The 21,686-nt window shown below is 74.3% G+C and carries 23 protein-coding genes; 7 read left to right on the forward strand and 16 right to left on the reverse strand.

Going from position 1 to position 21,686, the window contains the following annotated elements; all coding sequences use genetic code 11:
• Position 1 precedes the first annotated feature (1 nt).
• Together ACQZ2A_RS10625 and ACQZ2A_RS10630 are read left to right on the forward strand one after the other, a co-directional pair.
• A complete protein-coding gene (locus ACQZ2A_RS10625) occupies positions 2-943 on the forward strand; it encodes a 1,4-dihydroxy-2-naphthoyl-CoA synthase (protein WP_430210560.1) in 942 nt (313 codons plus the stop codon).
• Positions 944-972: 29 nt separating this feature from the next.
• Positions 973-2,403: a short-chain fatty acid transporter gene (locus tag ACQZ2A_RS10630; protein ID WP_430210563.1), complete on the forward strand. Its 1,431-nt coding sequence runs from the start codon at positions 973-975 to the stop codon at positions 2,401-2,403.
• Here the strand turns inward: ACQZ2A_RS10630 and ACQZ2A_RS10635 are convergent.
• Positions 2,400-2,855 (reverse strand): hypothetical protein, encoded by a 456-nt coding sequence (locus ACQZ2A_RS10635; protein ID WP_430210565.1) that lies wholly within the window; start codon positions 2,853-2,855, stop codon positions 2,400-2,402. The genes ACQZ2A_RS10630 and ACQZ2A_RS10635 overlap by 4 nt on opposite strands.
• A gap of 100 nt (positions 2,856-2,955) precedes the next feature.
• Here ACQZ2A_RS10635 and menE point away from each other — a divergent pair, with 100 nt between their 5' ends.
• From menE to ACQZ2A_RS10650, 3 genes are read left to right on the forward strand one after another with little or no spacing between them, the layout of a single operon-like run.
• Complete coding sequence (gene menE, locus ACQZ2A_RS10640) at positions 2,956-4,122, forward strand: o-succinylbenzoate--CoA ligase (RefSeq protein WP_430210568.1); 1,167 nt, start codon at positions 2,956-2,958, stop codon at positions 4,120-4,122.
• Between the two features lie 4 nt (positions 4,123-4,126).
• Positions 4,127-4,435 (forward strand): PLD nuclease N-terminal domain-containing protein, encoded by a 309-nt coding sequence (locus ACQZ2A_RS10645; protein WP_430210569.1) that lies wholly within the window; start codon positions 4,127-4,129, stop codon positions 4,433-4,435.
• A gap of 7 nt (positions 4,436-4,442) precedes the next feature.
• Positions 4,443-5,327 (forward strand): 1,4-dihydroxy-2-naphthoate polyprenyltransferase, encoded by an 885-nt coding sequence (locus tag ACQZ2A_RS10650; protein WP_430210572.1) that lies wholly within the window; start codon positions 4,443-4,445, stop codon positions 5,325-5,327.
• Positions 5,328-5,999: 672 nt separating this feature from the next.
• Here ACQZ2A_RS10650 and ACQZ2A_RS10655 read toward each other — a convergent pair.
• The 8 genes from ACQZ2A_RS10655 to ACQZ2A_RS10690 are packed head-to-tail and all read right to left on the reverse strand — an operon-like array spanning position 6,000 to position 12,900.
• The gene (locus ACQZ2A_RS10655; RefSeq protein WP_430210573.1) at positions 6,000-6,332 is read right to left on the reverse strand and encodes a DUF4229 domain-containing protein; all 333 of its coding nucleotides are present in this window, start codon (positions 6,330-6,332) and stop codon (positions 6,000-6,002) included.
• A 16-nt stretch (positions 6,333-6,348) separates the two neighbouring features.
• Positions 6,349-7,341 (reverse strand): c-type cytochrome biogenesis protein CcsB, encoded by a 993-nt coding sequence (gene ccsB / locus ACQZ2A_RS10660; protein WP_430210576.1) that lies wholly within the window; start codon positions 7,339-7,341, stop codon positions 6,349-6,351.
• Positions 7,338-8,954: a cytochrome c biogenesis protein ResB gene (gene resB, locus ACQZ2A_RS10665; protein WP_430210578.1), complete on the reverse strand. Its 1,617-nt coding sequence runs from the start codon at positions 8,952-8,954 to the stop codon at positions 7,338-7,340. Before resB ends, ccsB begins: the two co-directional genes overlap by 4 nt.
• Positions 8,951-9,712, reverse strand: a complete 762-nt coding sequence (locus ACQZ2A_RS10670) for a cytochrome c biogenesis CcdA family protein (RefSeq protein ID WP_430210581.1) — start codon at positions 9,710-9,712, stop codon at positions 8,951-8,953. The genes resB and ACQZ2A_RS10670 overlap by 4 nt, the downstream gene beginning before the upstream one ends.
• The gene (locus ACQZ2A_RS10675; protein WP_430210584.1) at positions 9,709-10,329 is read right to left on the reverse strand and encodes a TlpA family protein disulfide reductase; all 621 of its coding nucleotides are present in this window, start codon (positions 10,327-10,329) and stop codon (positions 9,709-9,711) included. Before ACQZ2A_RS10675 ends, ACQZ2A_RS10670 begins: the two co-directional genes overlap by 4 nt.
• Positions 10,326-10,997: a histidine phosphatase family protein gene (locus ACQZ2A_RS10680; protein WP_430210586.1), complete on the reverse strand. Its 672-nt coding sequence runs from the start codon at positions 10,995-10,997 to the stop codon at positions 10,326-10,328. Before ACQZ2A_RS10680 ends, ACQZ2A_RS10675 begins: the two co-directional genes overlap by 4 nt.
• A 54-nt stretch (positions 10,998-11,051) precedes the next feature.
• Positions 11,052-12,374, reverse strand: a complete 1,323-nt coding sequence (gene hemL, locus ACQZ2A_RS10685) for a glutamate-1-semialdehyde 2,1-aminomutase (protein ID WP_430210588.1) — start codon at positions 12,372-12,374, stop codon at positions 11,052-11,054.
• A 34-nt stretch (positions 12,375-12,408) separates the two neighbouring features.
• A complete protein-coding gene (locus ACQZ2A_RS10690) occupies positions 12,409-12,900 on the reverse strand; it encodes a MarR family winged helix-turn-helix transcriptional regulator (protein ID WP_430210589.1) in 492 nt (163 codons plus the stop codon).
• A 154-nt stretch (positions 12,901-13,054) separates the two neighbouring features.
• On the opposite strand from ACQZ2A_RS10690, the gene ACQZ2A_RS10695 reads away from it, so the two are divergent.
• A complete protein-coding gene (locus ACQZ2A_RS10695; RefSeq protein ID WP_430210592.1) occupies positions 13,055-13,594 on the forward strand; it encodes a YceI family protein in 540 nt (179 codons plus the stop codon).
• Positions 13,595-13,729: 135 nt separating this feature from the next.
• On the opposite strand, the gene ACQZ2A_RS10700 is transcribed toward ACQZ2A_RS10695, so the two are convergent.
• Positions 13,730-14,221, reverse strand: a complete 492-nt coding sequence (locus ACQZ2A_RS10700) for a DUF1203 domain-containing protein (protein WP_430210593.1) — start codon at positions 14,219-14,221, stop codon at positions 13,730-13,732.
• Positions 14,222-14,322: 101 nt separating this feature from the next.
• On the opposite strand from ACQZ2A_RS10700, the gene ACQZ2A_RS10705 reads away from it, so the two are divergent.
• The gene (locus ACQZ2A_RS10705; RefSeq protein WP_430210595.1) at positions 14,323-15,606 is read left to right on the forward strand and encodes a hypothetical protein; all 1,284 of its coding nucleotides are present in this window, start codon (positions 14,323-14,325) and stop codon (positions 15,604-15,606) included.
• Positions 15,607-15,672: 66 nt separating this feature from the next.
• On the opposite strand, the gene hemB is transcribed toward ACQZ2A_RS10705, so the two are convergent.
• The 6 genes from hemB to ACQZ2A_RS10735 form a co-directional block, all read right to left on the reverse strand.
• Positions 15,673-16,671, reverse strand: coding sequence for a porphobilinogen synthase (hemB, locus tag ACQZ2A_RS10710; protein WP_430210597.1), 999 nt, complete (start codon positions 16,669-16,671; stop codon positions 15,673-15,675).
• Positions 16,668-18,287 carry a uroporphyrinogen-III synthase gene (locus tag ACQZ2A_RS10715; protein ID WP_430210600.1) on the reverse strand — a complete coding sequence of 540 codons (1,620 nt, stop codon included), beginning with the start codon at positions 18,285-18,287 and terminating at the stop codon, positions 16,668-16,670. The genes hemB and ACQZ2A_RS10715 overlap by 4 nt, the downstream gene beginning before the upstream one ends.
• Complete coding sequence (gene hemC, locus ACQZ2A_RS10720) at positions 18,284-19,234, reverse strand: hydroxymethylbilane synthase (RefSeq protein WP_430210602.1); 951 nt, start codon at positions 19,232-19,234, stop codon at positions 18,284-18,286. Before hemC ends, ACQZ2A_RS10715 begins: the two co-directional genes overlap by 4 nt.
• A complete protein-coding gene (locus tag ACQZ2A_RS10725; protein WP_430210605.1) occupies positions 19,231-20,541 on the reverse strand; it encodes a glutamyl-tRNA reductase in 1,311 nt (436 codons plus the stop codon). The genes hemC and ACQZ2A_RS10725 overlap by 4 nt, the downstream gene beginning before the upstream one ends.
• Positions 20,538-21,203 (reverse strand): redox-sensing transcriptional repressor Rex, encoded by a 666-nt coding sequence (locus tag ACQZ2A_RS10730; RefSeq protein WP_430210607.1) that lies wholly within the window; start codon positions 21,201-21,203, stop codon positions 20,538-20,540. Before ACQZ2A_RS10730 ends, ACQZ2A_RS10725 begins: the two co-directional genes overlap by 4 nt.
• A gap of 188 nt (positions 21,204-21,391) precedes the next feature.
• A complete protein-coding gene (locus tag ACQZ2A_RS10735; RefSeq protein WP_430210610.1) occupies positions 21,392-21,685 on the reverse strand; it encodes a glutaredoxin family protein in 294 nt (97 codons plus the stop codon).
• Between the last annotated feature and the right edge of the window lies 1 nt (position 21,686).

Consider the following 21,686-nt stretch of genomic DNA (forward strand, 5'->3'; position numbering starts at 1 on the left):
CGTGAGTGCGATCGACGGCGTCAGCGAGACCTTCGACCCGGCCGCGTGGCAGGAGGTGCCCGGCTTCGAGGACCTCACCGACGTCACGTACCACCGGGCCGTCGACGTCGGCTGCGTGCGGGTCGCCTTCGACCGCCCCGAGGTGATGAACGCCTTCCGGCCGCACACCGTCGACGAGCTCTACCGCGTCCTCGACCACGCCCGGCGCACGCCGGACGTCGGTGTCGTCCTCCTCACCGGCAACGGCCCCGGCCCGCAGGGCAACGGCGCCGCCGGCAAGTGGGCCTTCTGCACCGGCGGGGACCAGCGCATCCGCGGCCGCTCCGGGTACCAGTACGCCGACGGCACGACCGCCGACACCGTCGACGAGCGCCGCGTCAAGGCCGAGGGCGGGCGGCTGCACATCCTCGAGGTGCAGCGGCTCATCCGCACGATGCCCAAGGTCGTCGTCGCCGTCGTCGGCGGGTGGGCGGCCGGCGGTGGGCACAGCCTGCACGTCGTCTGCGACCTCACGGTCGCCTCGCGCGAGCACGCGGCGTTCAAGCAGACCGACGCCGACGTCGGCTCGTTCGACGGCGGCTACGGCAGCGCCTACCTCGCGAAGATGGTGGGGCAGAAGTTCGCCCGCGAGATCTTCTTCCTCGGGCGCACCTACTCCGCCGAGGACATGCACCGGATGGGTGCCGTCAACATCGTCGCCGACCACGCCGAGCTCGAGGTCGAGTCGCTGCGGCTGGCGCGCGAGGTGATGGGCAAGAGCCCGCAGGCGCAGCGGATGCTCAAGTTCGCCTTCAACCTCCTCGACGACGGGCTGATGGGCCAGCAGGTCTTCGCCGGCGAGGCAACCCGGCTCGCCTACATGACCGACGAGGCCGTCGAGGGTCGCGACCAGTTCCTCGAGAAGCGCGACCCCGACTGGTCGCCGTTCCCCTGGTACTTCTGAGCCCTCCTCCTCTGGCAGGGTTGCCTGCCATGTCGACGACCACCGCACCGGACACCGAGGAGCGCGGGCTGGCCCGCGTCGCCCAGACCTTCGCCGCCTTCACCGAGAAGTGGTTCCCGGACGCGTGGGTCTTCGCCGCCCTCGGCGTCGTCATCGTCTCGGTCGCGGCGCTGGCCAACGGCTCGACGCCGGCGGCGGTCGCCGAGACCTTCGGCACGGGGTTCTGGGACCTGACCGCCTTCACCCTGCAGATGGCGATGGTCGTCCTGACCGGGTACGTCGTGGCGACCGCGCCGCCCGTCGCCCGGCTCATCGAGGCGCTCGCGCACGTGCCGAACGACCCGCGTCGTGCGGTGGCCTTCGTCGCACTGCTGTCGATGAGCGTCTCGCTGCTCAACTGGGGTCTGTCGCTGATCTTCGGCGGGCTGCTCGCCCGAGCCGTCGCGCGCCGTGAGGACCTGCGCGTCGACTACCGCGCGCTCGGTGCCGCCGCGTTCATGGGCCTCGGCGCGGTGTGGGCGCTCGGCCTCTCCTCGTCGGCCGCCCAGCTCCAGGCCACACCGGCCTCGCTGCCCGCGCCGCTCCTCGACATCACCGGCGTCCTCGACTTCGGGACGACGATCTTCACCTGGCAGTCGATGGTCTCCGCGCTCGTCCTCATCGTCCTCACCACCGTCATCTCCTACGCGTCCTGCCCGCGCGGGGCGTCGGTGCGCACCGCCGAGGACATGGGCATCGACACCGAGGACCTGCCGGACGAGCCGCCGGTGCGTGAGCGGCCGGGTGAGTGGCTCGAGTACTCGCGGGTCCTGCCGATCCTGCTCGGGGTCATCACGCTCGGCTGGCTCGTCGGGCAGCTGCTGGAGAAGTCGGCGGTCGCCGTCCTCAGCAGCCTCAACGGCTACCTGCTCGTCTTCCTCGTCCTCGGGCTCGTGCTCCACGGCACGCCCCGCCGCTTCCTCAACGCCGTGCAGAAGGCGGTGCCGGCGACGGCGGGCATCCTCGTGCAGTTCCCGCTCTACGCCGCGATGGCCGCGGTCCTCACCAAGGCCGAGGGCCGCGGCGGCGAGACGCTCTCGGACCACCTGTCCTCGATCTTCACCTCGTTCGGTGGCGGCGGCGGGTTCGCCGTCGCGCTCGCGATCTACACCGCGGTGCTCGGTATCCTCGTGCCCTCCGGGGGTGGCAAGTGGCTCGTCGAGGCGCCGTACGTGATGCAGGCCGCGACGGACGTGCAGATGAACCTCGGCTGGACCGTGCAGATCTACAACATGGCCGAGGCGCTGCCCAACCTCGTCAACCCGTTCTTCATGCTGCCGCTGCTGGCCGTCCTCAAGCTGCGGGCGCGCGACCTCGTCGGGTTCACGTTCCTGCAGTTCGTGATCCACCTGCCGGTGGTGCTGCTGCTCGTGTGGCTGCTCGGCAACACCTTCGACTTCGTGCCGGCTGTCCAGCCCTAGCCGGAACCGCCGAGGTCGACCTCGTAGGCCTCGAACACGAGGTCCGAGCCACGCTGGCGGTGCCGCACGACCCGCCCGATGAGGGCGGTCGCCGCCTCGCGGTGTGCGCGCACGGCGTCCGCCCCGGTGAGCCCGTCGTCGCGCTCGTCGAGCAGCCGGTCGACCTCCTCGAGGAAGGCCACGTGGTCGGCGAGCTGGGCCTCGACGTCGCGCGAGAGGCGCGGGGCGTGGGCGCGCAGGTCGGCGTAGAGGCCGCCCGGCGCCTCGGTGAGCGCGACGTGGTCGCGCAGGTCGTGGGCCAGCTCGGTGAGGGCGGCCCGGACCCGGCGGCGCCACGTGGGTCCGAGCCCGACGGGCAGCGCGAGCGCGGCGTCGAGGGCGGCCATCGAGTCCCCCAGCTCGGCCCGTTGGGCGCGCACCTGCTCCAGGTGCGACGCGAGCGCCTCGTCCACGGGCCACCTCCTGGGGTCGCCTCCATGCTCCCGCCGATCGCCCCGGCTGACCAGCCCGGCCGCTGCCGGGGCCGGGAGCCGGCGTCCCTAGAGTGGCGGGATGGAGCTCGAGCCGCTGGCGGTACCGCCCGGAGACGGTGCGGCGACGGTGCTCCCGCGCCTGCGCCGCGCCCTGGAGGGCGGCGGCGCCGTCGCCCCGTTCGTCGCCGGCGGCCCGGCCCCGGCGTTGCCCCCGCACGCCGCCGCGGCCCTGCCCGACGACCTGGCCGTCGTCGTCGGCACGTCCGGCTCCACCGGCGTCCCCAAGCTCGCGATGCTCGGGGCCGGTGCGCTCGCCGCGAGCGCCCACGCCACGCACGAGCGGCTCGGCGGTCCGGGGCAGTGGCTCCTCACCCTGCCGGCAGGACACGTGGCGGGCCTCCAGGTGCTCCTGCGCGGCCTCGACGCCGGTACCGAGCCGGTGTCGGTCGACCTCTCGGACGGCTTCTCCCCCAGCGCTTTCGCGGCGGGTGTGCATCGGATGGACCCACGGCACCGGCACTACACGTCCGTCGTCCCGACCCAGCTGGTCCGCCTGCTCGACGACCCGGTGGGCACCGCGGCGCTCGCCTCGCTGCACGGGGTGCTCGTCGGGGGTGCGGCGACGCCCCCGTCACTGCGCCGGCGGGCCGAGGCATCGGGGGTGCGCGTCGTGACCACGTACGGCATGAGCGAGACCTGCGGCGGGTGCGTCTACGACGGAAGGTCCCTCTCCGGCGCGGAGGTCCGCGTCGACGACGAGGGCCGCGTCCATCTCGGGGGTGCGACGCTGGCGCACGGGTACCTCGGGCGGCCCGACCTGACCTTCCGGGCCTTCGCCGTCGACCCCGACGGCTCGCGCTGGTTCCGCACGGACGACGCCGGGCGGCTCGACGAGGACGGCCGGCTGCACGTGGAGGGGCGACTCGACGACGTCGTCGTCACGGGCGGGATGAAGGTGGCGCCGCGACCGGTCGAGGAGGCCGCAGTCGAGCACGTGCCGGGGGTCGTCGAAGCGGTCGTCGTGGGGACCCCCGACGCCGAGTGGGGCCAGGCGGTGAGCCTGCTCGTCGTGCCGGCGGCGGGGGCGCGGCCGTTGTCGGTGGTCGAGGTGCGCGAGCACCTTCGCGGTCACGTGCCGGACCACGCGCTGCCCCGGCGGGTCACGGCCACGGGCGCGGTGCCGCAGCGCGGGCCGGGCAAGCCGGACCGGGCCGCCGTGGCCGCCTTGTTCGACGTGGGAGGATGAGGGCGTGTTGCGGTACCTGCCCTACGTCCTCAGCCTCGCGCTGACGGTCTACTGCCTGATCGACTGCCTCCAGAGCGACGAGTCGAGCATCCGCAACCTGCCCAAGATCGCCTGGGTCCTGCTGGTCCTGCTCTTCCCGATCGTCGGACCGGTGGCCTGGCTGGTCGCCGGCCGCCCGGAGCGCGGCGCGCGGTCCCGCACGCAGCAGGAGCGCTGGGACGACCACCGCCGCTCGCGGGACCAGCGCGGCTCCGGCCCGTCGCGGCCGCCGCGCGGCCCGGACGACGACCCCGACTTCCTCAAGGGACTCTGAGCGCTCGATGGCCACTCTCGCCCAGTGGGTGGCGGGCGCCCGCCCGCGCACCCTGCCCGCCGCCGTCGCCCCCGTCGCCCTCGGCATGGCCGCGGCGCTGCGGGTCGACGGCGCCGACGGTGGCCGCGCACTGCTCGCGCTGCTCGTGGCGCTGGCCCTCCAGGTGGGCGTCAACTACGCGAACGACTACTCCGACGGCATCCGCGGCACCGACGAGGTGCGGGCCGGGCCGGTCCGGCTCGTCGGGCAGCGGCTCGCCGACCCGCGGAACGTGCGGCTGGCGGCATTCCTGTCCTTCGGTGCGGCGGGCGTGCTGGGGCTGGCGCTCGTGGCCCTCGCCCAGACGTGGGTGATGCTCCCGCTGGGCGCGCTCGCCGTGCTGGCCGCGTGGCGCTACACCGGCGGCGACAACCCGTACGGGTACCGGGGCCTCGGCGAGGTGTACGTCTTCGTCTTCTTCGGGCTGCTCGCCACGCTGGGCACCGAGTACACGCAGGCCGGGTCGGTGTCGTGGTTCGGGCTGGCCGGTGCGGTGGGGGTGGGGTCGATCGCCTCGGCGATCCTCGTCGCCAACAACCTGCGCGACATCCCGACCGACACCGAGCACGGGAAGCGCACGCTCGCGGTGCGGCTGGGCGATGCCCGGACGCGCGCGCTGTACGTGGGGCTGATGGCGACCTCGGTGCCGGCGCTCGCGGTGATGGCGCTCTGGCAGCCGTGGGTGCTGGTGGCGCTGCTGGCCCTGCCGCTCGCGTGGCGCGGGGTGTCGGTGGTCCGGGGCGGGACGACCGGGCCGGGGCTCATCCCGGTGCTGGCCTCGACGGGGGCGTACGAGCTGGTCTGGGCGGTGCTGGTGCTCGCCGGCGTGTCCGTGGGCGTCGCGCTCGGCTGAGCGGGTTGCGGTGCCGCGACCCCTGGGCCTCACGCACGAGCAGCAGCCGGGAGGCGCGCATCCGGACCTCCGGGTCGGCGGAGAGCCGTGTGCGCACCACGACGTCCATGTGCTCCGGATACCGGGCCACGCGCCCGACCCGCCGGCACGTCTCACCACCCGGAGCACGTGACCAGGTGCTCCCCGTCCCGACCCCATCACGGCCCCTGGCCCAGATACCGGGGCACATGTCCATGTGCTCCGAGGAATGGGCCAGGGGGAGGTTCGCGTGGCCCAGATACCGGGGCGCATGTCCATGTGCTCCGAGGAATGGGCCAGGGGGAGGTTCGCGTGGCCCAGATACCGGGGCGCATGTCCATGTGCTCCGAGGAATGGGCCAGGAGGAGGTTCGCGTGGCCCGGATACCAAGGCATATGTCCATGTGCTCCGAGGAATGGGCCAGGAGAAGGTTCGCGTGGCCCAGATACCGGAGCACCTGGACGTCGTGGGCACCACACCCATGACTGCCGGCGACGACGCGGCCCACGGCCCAGCGCCCACGGCACGCAGGAGCTCCCGCGGCGCCGGGACGCTTCGCGGTGGGGTGGGGGAGTTCCGGGAGAGCCCCGGCCGGTCAACGGAAGTCGTCGTCCTCGGGGCGCGCGTGACCCGCACGGCGCCGGCCCCGGCGCGTCAGCGGAAGTCGTCGTCCTCGGGGCGCGTGACCCGCGCGGCACCGGCCCCCGCGCCCGTCTCGGCGTCCTCGGCCTGCTCGTCGCTGCCGTCGGTGCTCCCCCGCGCGGTGCGCAGCGCCGCCCGCTCCTCGAGGCGCTGGGCGAGCGCGGCCGAGTAGTCCTCGCGGAAGCGCCGCAGCGCGAAGAACGAGATGCCCAGCGACAGCACGGCCGCCAGGACGACGAGCAGCACCGAGTTCTCCGGACCCCGCAGCCCCACGAGCCAGAGCGCCAGCAGGCACCCGAGGAAGATCATCAGCCGCAGCACGGTGTAGCGGACCATGGCGTTCATCGAGAGAGCTCCTGCCTCACAGGCCCGAGTACGAGTGCTGGCCCACGAAGTACACGTTGACCACGGCGAAGTTGAGGATCACGCAGACGAACCCGGCGAGCGAGATCCACACGGCGTTCTGCCGCTTCCAGCCGGTCGTGGCGCGGGCGTGGAGGTAGGCCGCGTAGACGACCCAGATGACGAAGCTCCACACCTCCTTGGGGTCCCAGTTCCAGTACGACCCCCACGCCTGGCGCGCCCAGATGGCGCCGGCGATCACGGTGAAGGTCCACATCGGGAAGGCGATGATGTGCGCGCCGTACGTCATCCGCTCGAGGGTGCGGGCCGACGGCAGCCGCGTCATGAACGTGCGCCGCTCCCCGTCACCCGCCTCGAGCCGGTCCTGCACCAGGTAGAGCACGCCGAGCGCCGCGCCGATCGTGAACACCGCGACGGTCATCGTCGCCACGGTCACGTGGATGGCCAGCCAGTACGAGCGCAGCGACGGCATCAGCTCGGAGGCGTCGGTGTACCAGACGGTGATCGCGGCGCCGAGCACCAGCAGCACCGGGCCGACGACGAACAATCCGAGCCAGCGCAGGTCGCGCCGGGTCGCCCACGCGCAGTACGCGAGGAGGGTGAACATCGCGCCGACGATGGCGAACTCGTACATGTTGCCGAGCGGCCAGCGGTGCACCTCGAGGGCCCGCAGCACGACACCGGCGACGAGCAGCAGCGTGCCGAGCAGCGTGAGCATCCAGCCGATGCCGGCCGCCTTGCGCGCCGAGCGCGGCTCCTCGCCGTCCCCCGACGGGACCCCCGGCGACGCCTCGGTCCCGGCCGGCGCCCCCACCGAGGCACCGGCCGCCACGAGCTCGCGTTCGGGCGCCGCCTCGCGCTCGGCGGCCACCTCGCGGCCGGGGACGACCCGCGCGAGGTAGAGCCCGTACGCGAGCATGGCGAGGGTGAGCACGACCATCGAGGAGTACACGGAGTAGTTCGACAGCTGGGCCAGCGTGTAGTCGGTCATCGGGTTCCTTCGGGTCCGGGGAGGACGGCGGCGAGCTCGTCGTCCATGCCCTCGTCGTCGTCCTTCGCGAGGCCGCCGACGGAGACCACGGTACGACCCGCGACCTCGTCGGGACGAACCCGCACGAACACCCTTCGACGGCGCACGACGAGGCTGAGCACGAGGCCCAGGAGCATCAGCACCGACGAGACCAGGGTCAGCGTCTTGCCGGGATCGGTGCGGATGGAGAAGCCGGCGAACCGCTCGACGCCGTCGAAGGTGATCGAGCCGCGCCCGTCGGGCAGCTCGAAGGTCTGCCCGGGCCGCAGCAGGATGCGCAGCTGGTCGGTGCCGTCCTTGCCCGGCAGCGGCTTCATCGCCGAGGTGTCGAGCGTGTACACCGACTGCGGCCGCCCGCCCGGGAGCAGGTTGCCGCTGAAGGCGGTCAGCGCCAGCTGGGGGTCGAGGGTGTCGGGGAAGACCGAGTGCGGCCCGCGCTCGTCGTCGATGACGCCGGTCGGCAGGAAGAACCCGGCGAAGCCGAGGTCGTCCGGCCGGGCACCACCCACCTTGATCGCCCCGACGGACGTGTAGTTGTTGTCCTGCGCGAGGAACGGCGTGGCCGAGGTGTAGATGGCCGTGCCCTCGGCGTCGCGCACGGTGACCCGCGGCGCGTAGCCGTTGCCGAGGAGGAAGACCGAGCCGTCGCCGGTCTCCAGGGGGTGGTTGACCGCGACCTCGCGCTTCTCCGCCCGGCCGTCCGGCCCGGTGAACGTCGTGAAGGCCCGGAAGTCGCGGGGCATGCCGAACTGGCCGGCGCCCTTGTCCTCGGTCTCGAACTTCACGTCCATCCGGTCGAGCCGGATCGTGTACGGGTCGAGGGCGTTGGGGTCGACCCACGGCCCGGGGCTGAAGGTGTCGTAGCCGCCGAGGGTGTTCGCGAACGTCTTCCCGACGGGGACGATGACATCGCCCTTCCACCCGAGCAGGTGCCCCCAGCCGACCCCGACGAGCACGCCGATGAGCGCCAGGTGGAAGACGAGGTTGCCGGTCTCCTTGAGGTAGCCCTTCTCGCCGGAGAGCGTCGTGTCGTCGTGCGCGTGGACCCGGTACCGCCGCCCGCGCAGCGCCGTCCGCAACCGGTCGCGCACCTCGTCCGGCGTGCCGTCGACGACGAGCTCGCGGTGCGCCGGCAGCCGCTCGAGCCGGCGGGGCGCGCGCGGCGGCGTCGAGCGCAGCTGGTGCCAGTGGATGCGGCTGCGCGGCAGGACGCAGCCGATGAGCGAGACGAAGAGCAGGAGGTAGATCGCGGCGAACCACGGCGAGGCGTAGACCTCGAAGAACCCGAGCCGGTCGAGGATCGGTCCGGCGGTCGGGTGGTCGCTGATCCACTGCGCGGTGCGGGTGGCGTCGATGGAGCGCTGCGGGAAGGTCGACCCCGGGATGGCGCCGACGGCGAGCAGGAGCAGGAGGAAGAGCGCGGTGCGCATGCTCGTCAGCTGCCGCCAGACGTAGCGCAGCCAGCCGACCGGCCCGAGACGCGGCAGCGTCACCGAGCCGCCGCCGCGACCACCGTCCCCGCCGTCGGGCGGGGCCGGCTGGGTGGACAGCGTGCGGTCGTCGGTGGTGCTCACAGCGACACCACGAACCCGGAGACGAGCTCGGTCTGGACCCAGCGGTTCATCGTCTCCCAGACCCCGGTCAGCAGCAGCAGCCCCACGAGCACGAGCATCGCGCCCCCGAAGACCTGGATGCCCCGCGTGTGCCGGCGCAGCCATCCCGAGGCCCGCCCGGCGCGGTCGAGACCGGCGGCGACGAGGAGGAAGGGCAGCCCCAGGCCGAGGCCGTAGGCGACGGCGAGCGTCACCCCGCGCGCGACCTGCGGGTCCGCGGAAGCCGTGGCCATGACGAGCACGGCGGCCAGCGTCGGGCCGGTGCACGGCGCCCAGCCGAGCGCGAAGACCGCCCCGAGCAGCGGCGCCCCGAGCAGCCCGGCGCGCGGCCGCCAGTGGATGCGGGCCTCGCCCTGCCGGCCGAGCCCGACGAAGACCAGCCCCATGACGACGACCACCGCGCCGCCGACGCGCATCAGCAGCTCGCGGTGCTCGACCAGCCCCTGGCCGACCGTCGTCACGAAGATCGAGCCGAGGACGAAGACCACCGTGAAGCCGACGACGAAGAGCAGCGCGCCGGCGAGCGTCCGCCCCCGCGAGCGCTCGGCCGCCGACTCACCCGTCAGCCCCGTGACGTAGCCGAGGAAGCCGGGGACGAGCGGGAGCACGCAGGGACTGGCGAACGACACCAGGCCGGCGAGGGCGGCGACCCCGACGGCGAGCGGCAGCGCGCCGCTCGTGACGGCCTCGCCACCGGCGGCGGCCAGGGTGGGCGTCACGACGCGGCGACCACGTCGTCGACGAGGCCGGTGAGGGTGGTGGCGGAGACCGGCCCGTTGACGCGGGCCGCGATCCGGCCCTCGCGGTCGAGGACGATGGTCGTCGGCACGGTGGGGGCCTTGCCCTGGAGGCGCAGCAGGGTGAGGCCGGCCTCGTCGCTGAGGCTCGGGTAGGTGATCCCGGCCTTCTTGACGAAGGCGGCGCCGCGCTCGGCCTCCTCACGGAAGTCGATGCCCATGAACTGGACCGGGGCCTTCTTGGCCTGCTGGCCCTCCCACGCCTTCTGCAGGTCGGGGGCCTCGGCGACGCACGGGGCGCACCACGAGCCCCAGACGTTCAGGACGACGACCGTGCCGCGGGTCGAGGCGACGTCCCAGGAGGTGCCGTCGAGGAGCGTGCCGGTCATCGTCACCGGCTCGGCGCGGTCGGCCTCGGCGATGGTCTCGACGCTGCCGTCCCCGGAGATGTACCCCTTCTGGTCACCGGCCTTGGCCTGCGCGGCAACGGAGTTGGGGTCCTCCGAGCAGCCGGCGACGCCCAGCGTGAGGACGGCGACGAGCGCCGCAGTCAGACGAGGTGCACGGCGGGCACGGGCGGTGCGACGGTCCGGGGTCACGCGCCGGCTCCCTTCTGGGCCTGCGGCAGCAGGGCCGCGGCCGGCTCGCTGTAGGACAGCGAGAGCAGGTCGTCCCCGACGAAGGTCAGCGAGGTCAGGCTGGCGAGCGAGCACTCGCGGCGGGCCGGGTTGTGCACCAGCGAGCGCCCCTCGGTGGCGAGCCGGATCATCCAGATCGGGGCCTGGTGGCTGACGACGACCGCCTCGTGGCCGCGCGCCGCGGCCCGGGCGGCGACGACGGCGTCGCGCATCCGCTCGACGATGCGCTGGTACGGCTCGCCCCACGAGGGGCGCAGCGGGTTGAGCATCTTCGGCCAGAGTCGCGGGTGGTGCAGGAGCCCCGCCCCGCCGGCCACCGGCAGGCCCTCGAAGGCGTTCTCGGCCTCGAGCACCCGGTCGTCGACGTGCACCTCGAGACCGTGCTCGGCGGCCACCGGCGCGGCGGTCTCACGGGCCCGCTCGAGCGGGCTGGAGACGACGTGCACCACGTCGTGGTCGGCGAGGTGCTCGGCGGCCAGCTCGGCCATCCGGTGACCCAGGCCCGAGAGGTGGAACCCCTCGAGCCGCCCGTACAGGACGCGTCCGGGGTTGTCGACCTCACCGTGCCGCAGCAGGTGCACGGTGGTGCGCTGCGGCTCGGCGGACGGGGCGTCCGGGGACGGGCTCATGCTCGCGATTGTCGCAAACGCACCTGAGCGTGGCCGACGGGGTTCGACGGCCGGTCAGCCGGCCGCCGCGGCCGCAGCGCCCGGCAGCGCGGCGAGCACCTGCTCGACGGCGGCGTCGTCGTGCGCGGCCGAGACGAACCAGCACTCGTAGGCACTCGGCGGGAGGTACACGCCGGCGTCGAGCATCGCGTGGAAGAACCGGCCGAAGGCAGCGGTGTCCTGGGCGCGGGCGTCGTCGTAGTCGCGCACCTCGCCGTCGCGGAAGAAGACCGAGAACATCGAGGAGGCGGTCTGGACCCGGTGCGGCACACCGGCCTTCGTCAGCGCCTCGGAGGCGGCGGTGCGGATGGCGGTGGACACCTCGTCGAGGCGGGCGTACACGGCGTCGTCGCAGAGCCGCAGCGTCGTGAGGCCGGCGGCGGTGGCCACGGGGTTCCCGGACAGCGTGCCGGCCTGGTACACCGGCCCGTCCGGGGCGAGCAGCGCCATGACGTCGGCCCGGCCACCGAAGGCCGCCGCGGGGAAGCCGCCACCCATCACCTTGCCGAAGGTCAGCAGGTCCGGGGCGAGGTCGAGGCCCTCGTGGCCCCACCAGCCGTCGCGGGCGCAGCGGAAGCCGGTCATCACCTCGTCCGAGACCAGCAGCGCACCGTGCTCGGCGGTGACGCGGCGCAGGGCCTCGGTGAAGCCCGGGGCCGGCGGGACGACGCCCATGTTGCCGGCGGCGGCCTCGGTGATGAGGCAGGCGATCTGGTCGCCCCGCGCGGCGAAGACCGCCTCGAGCGCCTCGATGTCGTTGTACGGCAGCACGATCGTCTCGGCGGCCATCTCGGCGGGGACGCCGGCGGAGTCGGGCAGGGCGAGGGTGGCCACCCCGGAGCCGGCCGCGACGAGGAGGGAGTCGACGTGCCCGTGGTAGTGCCCGGCGAACTTCACGACCAGCGGCCGGCCGGTGAAGCCGCGCGCCAGGCGGATGGCGCTCATCGTCGCCTCGGTGCCGCTGGAGACGAGGCGCACCTGCTCGACGGGGGCGACGCGGTCGACGATCTCCTCGGCCAGCAGCACCTCGTTCTCGGACGGCGTGCCGAAGGAGGTGCCCTTGGCGGCAGCCGCGTGGACGGCGTCGATGACCTCGGGGTGGGCGTGGCCGAGGATCATCGGGCCCCAGCTGCCGACGAGGTCCACGTACCCGCGGCCGTCGACATCGGTGAGGCGCGGACCGCTGCCGCTCGCCATGAAGCGCGGGGTCCCCCCGACCGAGCGGAAGGCGCGGACGGGACTGTTGACCCCGCCGGGGGTCACGGCGCGGGCGCGGGCGAGGAGGGCGGCGGAGGCGGGGGCCTGCTCACCGGTGGGCTGGGCGGCGGAGTCGGTCACCGCTCCATTGTCGGGGCAGCCGGGCCGGCAGCGGTCAGCAGGGGGCGGCGGGCTCGTCCGGCGTGGTGGGGTCGCAGGCGTAGGCGTCCCGGACGGCCTGCATCGCCTCACCGAGGGCGTGGAACTGCGCCGGGCTGAGGACGTCGACGAGGTGGCGGCGCACGCTGCGCACGTGGACGACGGCGAACCGCTCGATGGCGGCGCGCCCGTCGTCGGTCAGCTCGAGGACCACGCCCCGCCGGTCCTCGGGCGCCGGGGTGCGCTGCACCCATCCACGCCGCTCGAGGCGGGCCGCCGTGTGCGTGACGCGGCTGCGGGACTGGACGATCAGCTCGGCGAGGGTCGACATCCGCAACCGGTCGTCGTCGGCCTCGGAGAGCATCGAGAGGAGCTCGTACTCGGGGAGGCTGATGCCCGAGCACTCGAGGTCGCGGTCGAGGGCGGCGTCGAGCTCGCGGGAGGCGCGCAGGTAGGCGCGCCACGACCACTGCTCCTCGACGCTCAGCCAGCGCACGTCCTCACCCACGGGGCCATCGTCGCACGTCGGCGTCGCGCGGCGGGCGAGGCCCGGGAACCCCGGGTCGTCCCACGAGACGGTCCTCGGGAGGCGGAATGGATCGCGATGGTGCATAGTTGAAGCGTCAACTACTGGTCGTCCCACCTCCGAAGGAGCAGTTCCCATGAGCACCGCCACCCTCACCGGCCTCAGCACCGGCACCTGGACCATCGACCCGACCCACACCGAGGTGGGCTTCGTGGCCCGTCACCTCATGGTGAGCAAGGTCCGCGGCTCGTTCACCGACGTCTCCGGCACCGTCGTCGTCGCCGACGAGCTCGCCGACTCCACCGCCGAGGTCGTCATCAAGACCGCCTCCGTCGCCACCGGCACCAAGGACCGCGACGACCACCTCCGCAGCGGCGACTTCTTCGACGCCGAGGCCCACCCCGACATGACCTTCCGCTCGACCTCCTTCGACGGCCAGACCCTCCAGGGCGAGCTGACCATCAAGGGCGTCTCGAAGCCGGTCACCCTCGACGTCGAGTTCGGCGGCGTCGCCACCGACCCGTGGGGCAACGAGAAGGCGGCCTTCGAGGCCAGCGGTGACATCGACCGCACCGACTGGGGCCTGACCTGGAACGCCAACCTCGAGAAGGGCGGCGTCCTCGTCTCCGAGAAGATCAAGCTCGTCCTCGACGTCCAGCTCGCCAAGCAGGCCTGAGCGACGTCACCCCGGCTCCGCACCCTCCGGCGGGCCCCCGAGGCCGCCGTCACCCCCACGGGTGGCGGCGGCCTCGTCGTGTCGTCGGACCTGCCTCGCGAACGTGTGTGGACGCGCCGGGTTCCAGCGGCGTGTTCACACACGTTCGCCGGAAGGAGGCGTCCGCACGGCTCGGGCGACGAAGCACTGCGCGAGGAGGTTGCGGACGTGCACCTCGGCGACCTCCGGATGGGCGAGCACCTCGGCCAGCGCCGCCTCGACGCCCTCGCCGGCCGCGACGAGCCGGTTGTGCTCGTACCGCATCGCCCCGCCGGCGTCGTAGGCGCGCAGCACGCGGGCATCGTCGTCGAGCCAGGCCGGCACGGTTCCGTCCGCCACCACCGGACAGGCCTGTGCGTGGACGAACACCGGACCGACCTCCTGCCAGGGCCGGGCCGACCCGAGGGGCGCGTGACCGACGAGCAGGATCCGCTCGCCCGGCAGGCTGCGCGCGAGGCAGCACCGCAGCTGGGAGCCACCCTCGTCGTCGACGGACGGCTCGACCGTTCGCCCCCAGGCGTCGACCCCGTCGCGGCGCACCGCCTCGAGCTCGTCGGCGGGCAGGGGAAGCAGCAGGACGTCGACCATGCCCGTGGAACGCCCGACCCCCTCCGGACGTGAGCGCTCGCCGCCCGTCGTCCGGCAGTTTAATTTGAGAATGATTGTCATTCCGGTTTAAGGTCACGGCTATGAACCCGCGCCTGCGTGCCCTCCGTCCTGCCGCCCTCCTTCTCGCCCCCGCCGTCGCGCTCGCCGGCTGCGCGTCGGCGGAGGACCCGCGTTCACCTGCCCCGTCGGCCACCGCCTCACGGACGGTCGGGGGTGACGAGCGCGAGGTGCGCGGCGTCCAGCCCCGCGTCCTCCTCGCCCACGAGCGGGGCCTGACTCTCGTCGACGCGTCGACGGGGAAGACCGTGCAGGAGGAGGCGCGCGAGGGCTTCCTGCGCCTCAACGACGCCGGGGACGGGCGGCACGTCGTCGTCGCCGACGGGGACGCCTTCCGGGTGTACGACACCGGGATCGAGCGGCAGCCGCACGGCGACCACGACCACGCCTTCGAGTACACCCCCGGCCTCACCGACGTCTCGTACGCCGCGGCGCATGCCGGCCACGTCGTCCCGCACCAGGGGAGGACCGTCCTCTTCGGCGACGGCGACGGCTCCATCCAGGTCGTCCCCACCGAGCAGGTCGGCTCGGACGTCGCGCCCGTGGAGCGGATGCGGACGCCGGCCCCGCACCACGGGGTCGCCGTCGCCGTCGAGGACGGCATCCTCACGACCCACGGCACCGAGGAGGCGCGATCGAGCATCCGCCTCGTCCGCGACGGGAAGGTCGTGACGCAGACCGACGACTGCGCCGGCGTCCACGGCGAGGCCGCAGCCGCGCCCGACGCCGACGGCGGGGACGTCGTCCTCTTCGGCTGCGAGGACGGCCCGGTCGTCTTCCGCGGCGGGGCGTTCCACAAGGTGCCGGTCACCGACGACTACGCCCGCACGGGCAACGCCGCCGGCAGCCCGGCCTCCCCCGTCGTGATGACCGACTACAAGGTCGACCAGGACGCCGACGCGGTCGAGCGCACCACCCGGATCGCCCTGGTGGACACGCTCACCGACCGGCTGCGTCTGGTCGACCTCGGGGCGTCCTACTGGTTCCGGTCGCTGGCCCGCGGCGAGGACGGTGAGGGCGTCGTCCTGACCACCGACGGCTCGCTCGCCGTGGTCGATGTCGAGAAGGGGAGCGTGGCGCGACGCATCCCCGTCATCGCGCCGTGGCAGGAGAAGGACGACTGGCAGGAGCCGGGACCGGTGCTGCGCGTCGTCGGCGACACGGCCTTCGTCACCGATGCCGAGAAGCGGGAGCTCGTCGTCGCCGACCTGGCGACGGGGAGGGTCACGGCCCGTCACGCCCTCGAGCACACGCCCGTCGAGATGGTCGCCGCCACCGGCGAGGCCCCGCACGACCACGACCACTGACGCGGCCCGGTGTCGAGTGCGGAGGTGGTCGCCCCGGCGACCAGCTCCGCACTCGACCGCGGTCGGTCAGAGGCGGGCGGCGGCCTCGAGGGCGAAGTACGTGAGGATGATGCTCGCCCCGGCCCGGCGGATGCCGAGGAGCGACTCGTCGACGGCGCGGTCGCGGTCGATCCAGCCCCGCTCGGCGGCGGCGACGACCTGCGAGTACTCGCCCGAGATCTGGTACGCGACGACCGGCACCGGCGAGATCGCCGCCGCCGCCGCGATGACGTCGAGGTGCGGCCCGGCGGGCTTGACCATCACCATGTCGGCGCCCTCGGCGACGTCGGTCTCGATCTCCCGCAACGCCTCTCGCCCGTTCGCGGGGTCCTGCTGGTAGGTGGCGCGGTCGCCGACGAGCGAGGACTGCACCGCCTCGCGGAACGGCCCGTAGAGGCCCGAGGTGTACTTCGCGGCGTACGCGAGGACGACGGTGTCGGTGTACCCGGCGGCGTCGAGCGCGGCCCGGACGTGGCCGACCTGGCCGTCCATCATCCCGGAGAGGCCGAGCACCGGTGCGCCCGTGGCCGCCTGGGCCAGCGCCATCGCGGCGTAGCGCTCGAGGGTGGCGTCGTTGTCGACCGAACCGTCGGCGGCGAGCACGCCGCAGTGGCCGTGGTCGGTGAACTCGTCGAGGCAGAGGTCGGCCATGACGACGAGGTCGTCACCGACCGCCTCGACCACCCGCCGCAGTGCGACGTTGAGGATGCCGTCGGGGTCGTCCGCGCCGGAGCCCCGCGCGTCCTTGGACGTCGGCACGCCGAAGAGCATGATGCCGCCGAGCCCGGCCTCGACGCAGCGCCGGGCCTCCTCGACGAGCGAGCCGAGCGTGTGCTGGACGACGCCGGGCATCGCCTCGATCGGCACCGGCGCGTCGATGCCCTCGCGGACGAAGACGGGCAGGACGAGCTCGGCGGGGTGCAGGCGCGTCTCGGCGACGAGCCGGCGCAGCGCCGGACCCTGCCGCAGCCGGCGCGGCCGGCCCACGGGGAACGGGGCGTTCGGGACGGTCGCCCCGGACGTCACGTCGCGCGCTTCCGGCCGCCGGCCCGGCGCTGGCTCGGCCGGACGACCTGCTCGCCGGCCTCGGTGGCGTCGAGCGCGAGCGAGCGGCCGTGGTCGGCGAGCGCGTCGACGAGGGCCTCGGCGCTCGGCTCCGGCGCGAGGACGTCGACCCGCAGGCCGTGCTCCTCGGCCGTCTTCGCGGTGGCCGGGCCGATGCACGCGATGACGGTGCTCGGGTGCGGCTTGCCCGCGATGCCGACGAGGTTGCGCACCGTCGAGGACGACGTGAACAGCACGGCGTCGAAGGCGCCGGACTTGATCGCGTCGCGCACCGGCGCCGGCGGCGGCGCGGCCCGGACGGTGCGGTACGCGGTGACGTCGTCGACCTCCCAGCCGGTCTCCTGGAGACCGGCGACGAGGGTGTCGGTGGCGATGTCGGCGCGCGGGAGGAAGACCCGGTTGATGGGGTCCAGGTCGGGGTCGAAGGGCGGCCACGCCTCGAGCAGACCCTTGGCGGACTGCTCGTCGGTGGGCACGAGGTCGGGGTTGATGCCCCACTCGCGCAACGCCTCTGCGGTGACGCCCCCGACGGCGGCGACCTTGAGCCCGGCGAACGAGCGGGCGTCGAGCCCGAACTCGTCGAACTTCTCGCGGATGGCCCGCACGGCGTTGACCGAGGTGAAGCCGACCCACTCGTAGCGGCCGGTGACCATGCCCTTGACCGCGCGCTCGAGCTGCTGCGGGGTGCGCGGCGGCTCGACCGAGATGGTCGGGACGACCTCGGCGTGCGCGCCGTGGTGCTCGAGCCGGCCGATCGTCGAGCCGGACTGCTCCTTGGTGCGCGGCACGAGGACCGACCAGCCGTAGAGCGGCTTGGTCTCGAACCAGGACAGCGCGTCGCGCATCGGCACAGTGTCGCCGACGACGGCGAGCACGGGGAACTCCCCGGCCGCCATCGCCTCGGGGGCGGCCCCGAGCGTGGTGACGACCGTGCGCTGCTCGGTGGTGGTGCCGCGCTCGGTGACGGCGACCGGGGTGGCGGCGTCGCGGCCCGCGGCGAGCAGGGCACGCAGGGCGTCGGCGGCCTTGTCCGGCGTGCCGAGGACGACGACCGTGACGGCCGGGTCGACCCCGCCGGAGACGTCGGGCGTGCCCGGTCCGGCGACGACGACGTGCACCGCCGTGGAGGACTTGGAGGTGAGCGGCACCCCGGCGTAGGCGGGGACGGCGGTCAGGCTGCTGACGCCCGGGACGACCTCGAAGGAGATGCCGGCCTTGACGAGCGCCTGCGCCTCCTCGGCGAGGCCGTTGAAGATCGCCGGGTCGCCGTCCATGAGCCGCACGACGAGCCCACCGGGGTGGGCCTTGGCGGCGCGGACGACGAGCTTGGCGCGGGAGGCCTGGGTCAGCCGCTCGCCCTGGTCGCCGTGGCCGGCGTCGACGACCTCGACGTCGGCGCGGGCGTGGCGCAGGGCGATCTCCTCGCGGGCCACCTGGTCGATGACGACGGCATCGGCGCCGGCGAGCAGCTCGACCGCGCGGACGGTCAGCAGGCCGGGGTCGCCGGGGCCGCCGCCGACGAAGGCGACGCGCGCGGGGACGCGGGAGGGGCGGGTGGTCGAGCGCGTGGGGCTCACTGGGCACGCTCCGTGACGGATCGGTCGGTGGACGTGGGCATGAGGTCGGCGGCGCCGTCCTCGAGGAGGAGGCGGGCGAGCCTCCGGCCGAGGTCTGCGGCCTCGGCGGGGTCACCGGTCAGGGACCGGCGCAGGTCGTGGGAGCCGTCGGGGGCCGCGACGACGGCCCGCAGCGACAGCTCGGTGGAGTCGACGCCCTCGACGACCTCGGCGAGCGCGCCGACCGGGGCCGAGCACCCCGCCTCGAGCTCGGCGAGCAGGGCGCGCTCGGCGGTGACGCAGGCGCGGGCGTCGGGGTCCTCGAGCGGCGCGACGGCCGCGCGGACGGCCTCGTCGTCGGCGCGGACCTCGACGGCCAGCGCGCCCTGCCCGGGGGCGGGGAGCACCTGGAGGGGGTCGAGGAACTCGGTGACCTCGTCGGCCCGCCCGAGCCGGCGCAGGCCGGCGGCGGCGAGGACGACGGCGTCGAGGCGGCCGTCGTGGACGTGGCCGAGCCGGGTGTCGACGTTGCCCCGCAGGTCGGTGACCTCGAGGCCGAGGTCGAGCGCGGCGAGCTGGGCGCGGCGGCGCGGCGACCCGGTGCCGACGGTGGCGCCGGCGGGCAGCTCGCCGAGGGTCAGGCCGTCGCGGGCGACGAGGGCGTCGCGGACGTCCTCACGGACGGGGACGGCGGCCACGACCACCCGGGCGTCCGGCGCGGTCGGGAGGTCCTTGAGCGAGTGCACCGCGAGGTCGACGCGGCCGTCGGCGAGGGCCTCGCGGAGCGCCGAGACGAACACGCCGGTGCCGCCGAGCTGGGCGAGCGGCGTGGTGCGGTCGCGGTCGCCCTCGGTGCTGACCTCGACGAGCTCGACGTCGTGCCCGAGCGCGCGCAGCCGGTCGGCGACCCAAGTGGACTGGGTCGTCGCGAGGGCCGAGCGGCGGGTGCCGAGGCGCAGGGTGCTCATGCCTCCTCCCCCGGCAGGGACGGCGGCGCCGAGACGAGCGAGACGTCGCGGGGGTCGAGGTCGAAGAGCTCGGAGAGGGCGCGGGCGTAGCTGCCGCCCTGGCCGTCGCGGGCCAGCTCCTTGACCCGGACGGTCGGGGTGTGGAGCAGCTTGTCGACGACGCGCTCGACGGCGCGGCGCACCTCGGCGCGCTGGGCGTCGTCCATCCCGGGCGTGCGGCGCTCGAGGCGGGCCAGCTCGGCATCGACGAGCTCGCCGGCGCGGGCGCGCAGCGCGGTCACGGTGGGGGCGACGGCCTGGGCCGAGCGCTGGACGAGGTAGGCCGCGACCTCGGCGGTGACGAGCTCGTTCGCCACGGCGACCTGCGGTGCGGACCCGGCCTCGGCGAGGTCCTCGCCGAGCTCGGCGAGCCCGACCCGGGTCGCCCCGGAGAGGTCGGCGACGGCGAGGTCGACGTCGTGGGGCAGCGCGAGGTCGACGTAGACCTGCGGGCGTCCGCCGCGGGCGGCGAGCGCGGCCGCGACGTGGTCGGCGGTGACGACCTGGCCGCGCGCGCCGGTGGAGGAGATGACGAGGTCGGCCGCGACGAGGGCGTCGGCGAGCCCGGTGAGCGGGACGGCGGAGCCCTCGACGCGCTCGGCGACGGAGCGGGCGCGGTCGGGGTCGCGGTTGGCGACGACCACCGCGCCGGCGCCCTGGCGGGCCACCGTGGCGGCGGCGAGCGCGCCCATCCCCCCGGCCCCGACGACCAGGACCGAGAGGTCGCCGATGCCGCCGAGCACGGCCTCGGCGCGGGTCAGGCCGGCCTGCACGAGCGACCCGCTGACGAGGTCGATCTGGGTCTCGGCGTGGACCCGCTTGGCGACCCGGAGTGCCTGCTGGAGAAGGCCGTTCAACGCGGGGCCGACGTGGCCGTGGCGCTGCGCGCGGGAGAGCGAACGGCGCACCTGGCCGAGGATCTGCGCCTCGCCGACGGCCATCGAGTCCAGGCCCGCGGCGACGGTGAACGCGTGGCAGATGCCGCGGTCCTCGTAGTGGACGTACAGGTGCGGCTGGAGCTCGGAGCGGTCCACGCCGCACACCGAGGCGAGGGCGTTCGTGACGTCGACGAGCGCACCGTGGAAGGTCAGCGCCTCCGCGTAGACCTCGGTGCGGTTGCACGTGGAGAGGACGACGGCCTCGGTGACGTGCTCGGAGGCGAGGACGGCCTCCTCGAGCGCGGTGGCCGAGGCGCCGTCGAGGGCGACCGACTCGAGCAGCGCGAGCGGTGCCCCGTGGTGCGAGAGGCCGAGGACGACGAGGCTCACGGTGCCACCGCCTCGGCGACGGCGAGCCGCTGGCCGTGGAAGGCCAGGATTTGGAGCTCGGTGGAGAGGTCGACCTTGCGGACGACGACGTCCTCTGGCACCGACAGCACGACCGGCGCGAAGTTCAGGACCGAGCGAACACCCGCGGCCACGAGCACGTCGGCGGCCTCCTGGGCGCCCTCGGGCGGGGTGGCGATGACCCCGATGGCCAGGCCGTCGCGCTCGACGAGGTCGGGGAGGTCGTCGGTGGAGCGGACCCGCGTGCCGGCGACGACCTCGCCGACGACGCGCGCGTCGCGGTCGAGGAGGGCGATGACGCGGAACCCGCGCTCGGCGAAGCCGCGGTAGGCCGCGAGGGCCCGGCCGAGGTTGCCCATCCCGACGATGGCCACCGGCCAGTCCTGGGTGAGGCCGAGGGCCGCGGCGATCTCGGAGGCGAGCCGGTCGACGTCGTACCCGACCCCACGCACCCCGTAGCTCCCGAGGTGCGAGAGGTCCTTGCGCAGCATCGCGGAGCTGACGCCCGCGGCGGCCGCGAGCTCCTCGGAGCTGACCGATGCGGTGCCGTCGGCGGCAAGCGCGGTGAGGGCCCTCAGGTACCCCGGCAGACGGGCCACCGACGCGTCGGGGACTCCCCGGCGGGCGGCTGCTGCGGCGGACACGAGCGGTCACCGACTCCTTTCGCGGGCCGCGGGCCCGGGACGAGGGAGGGGCCGGGACGGCCCCCGGGAACCCGCGGGAAACCACGTCAGCCTACGACTTTGTGAACACGGGCACAAAGTGACGCCGGACCCGGTGAGATGCCTCACGACGGCGATGTGCTAGAAGCCGCTGCGGCGCACCCGAGTCCTCACGGACGGGTCGGTGGAAGGTTCGACGGCGGCTGCGCCAGGGCCGCGCGCAGGCGGGTCTCGTCGACCCGCCAGAAGTCGTGCTGCCGCCCGTCGACGAGGGTGACCGGCACCTCCTCGGACCACCGCTCGAGGAGCGCGGGGTCGGTGTCGACGTCGACCTCCTGCCACCCGACGCCGAGGTCGGCGCACACGCGCTCGACGACCTCGCGGGCGGTGTCGCACAGGTGGCAGCCCGCGCGCCCGACGAGGGTGACGCGGGTGACGCGGGCGTGGCCGGCGGCGGAGGACATC

Source organism: Phycicoccus avicenniae, assembly GCF_050496545.1.
In the GTDB taxonomy this organism is placed as follows: Bacteria; Actinomycetota; Actinomycetes; order Actinomycetales; family Dermatophilaceae; genus Phycicoccus; species Phycicoccus avicenniae_A.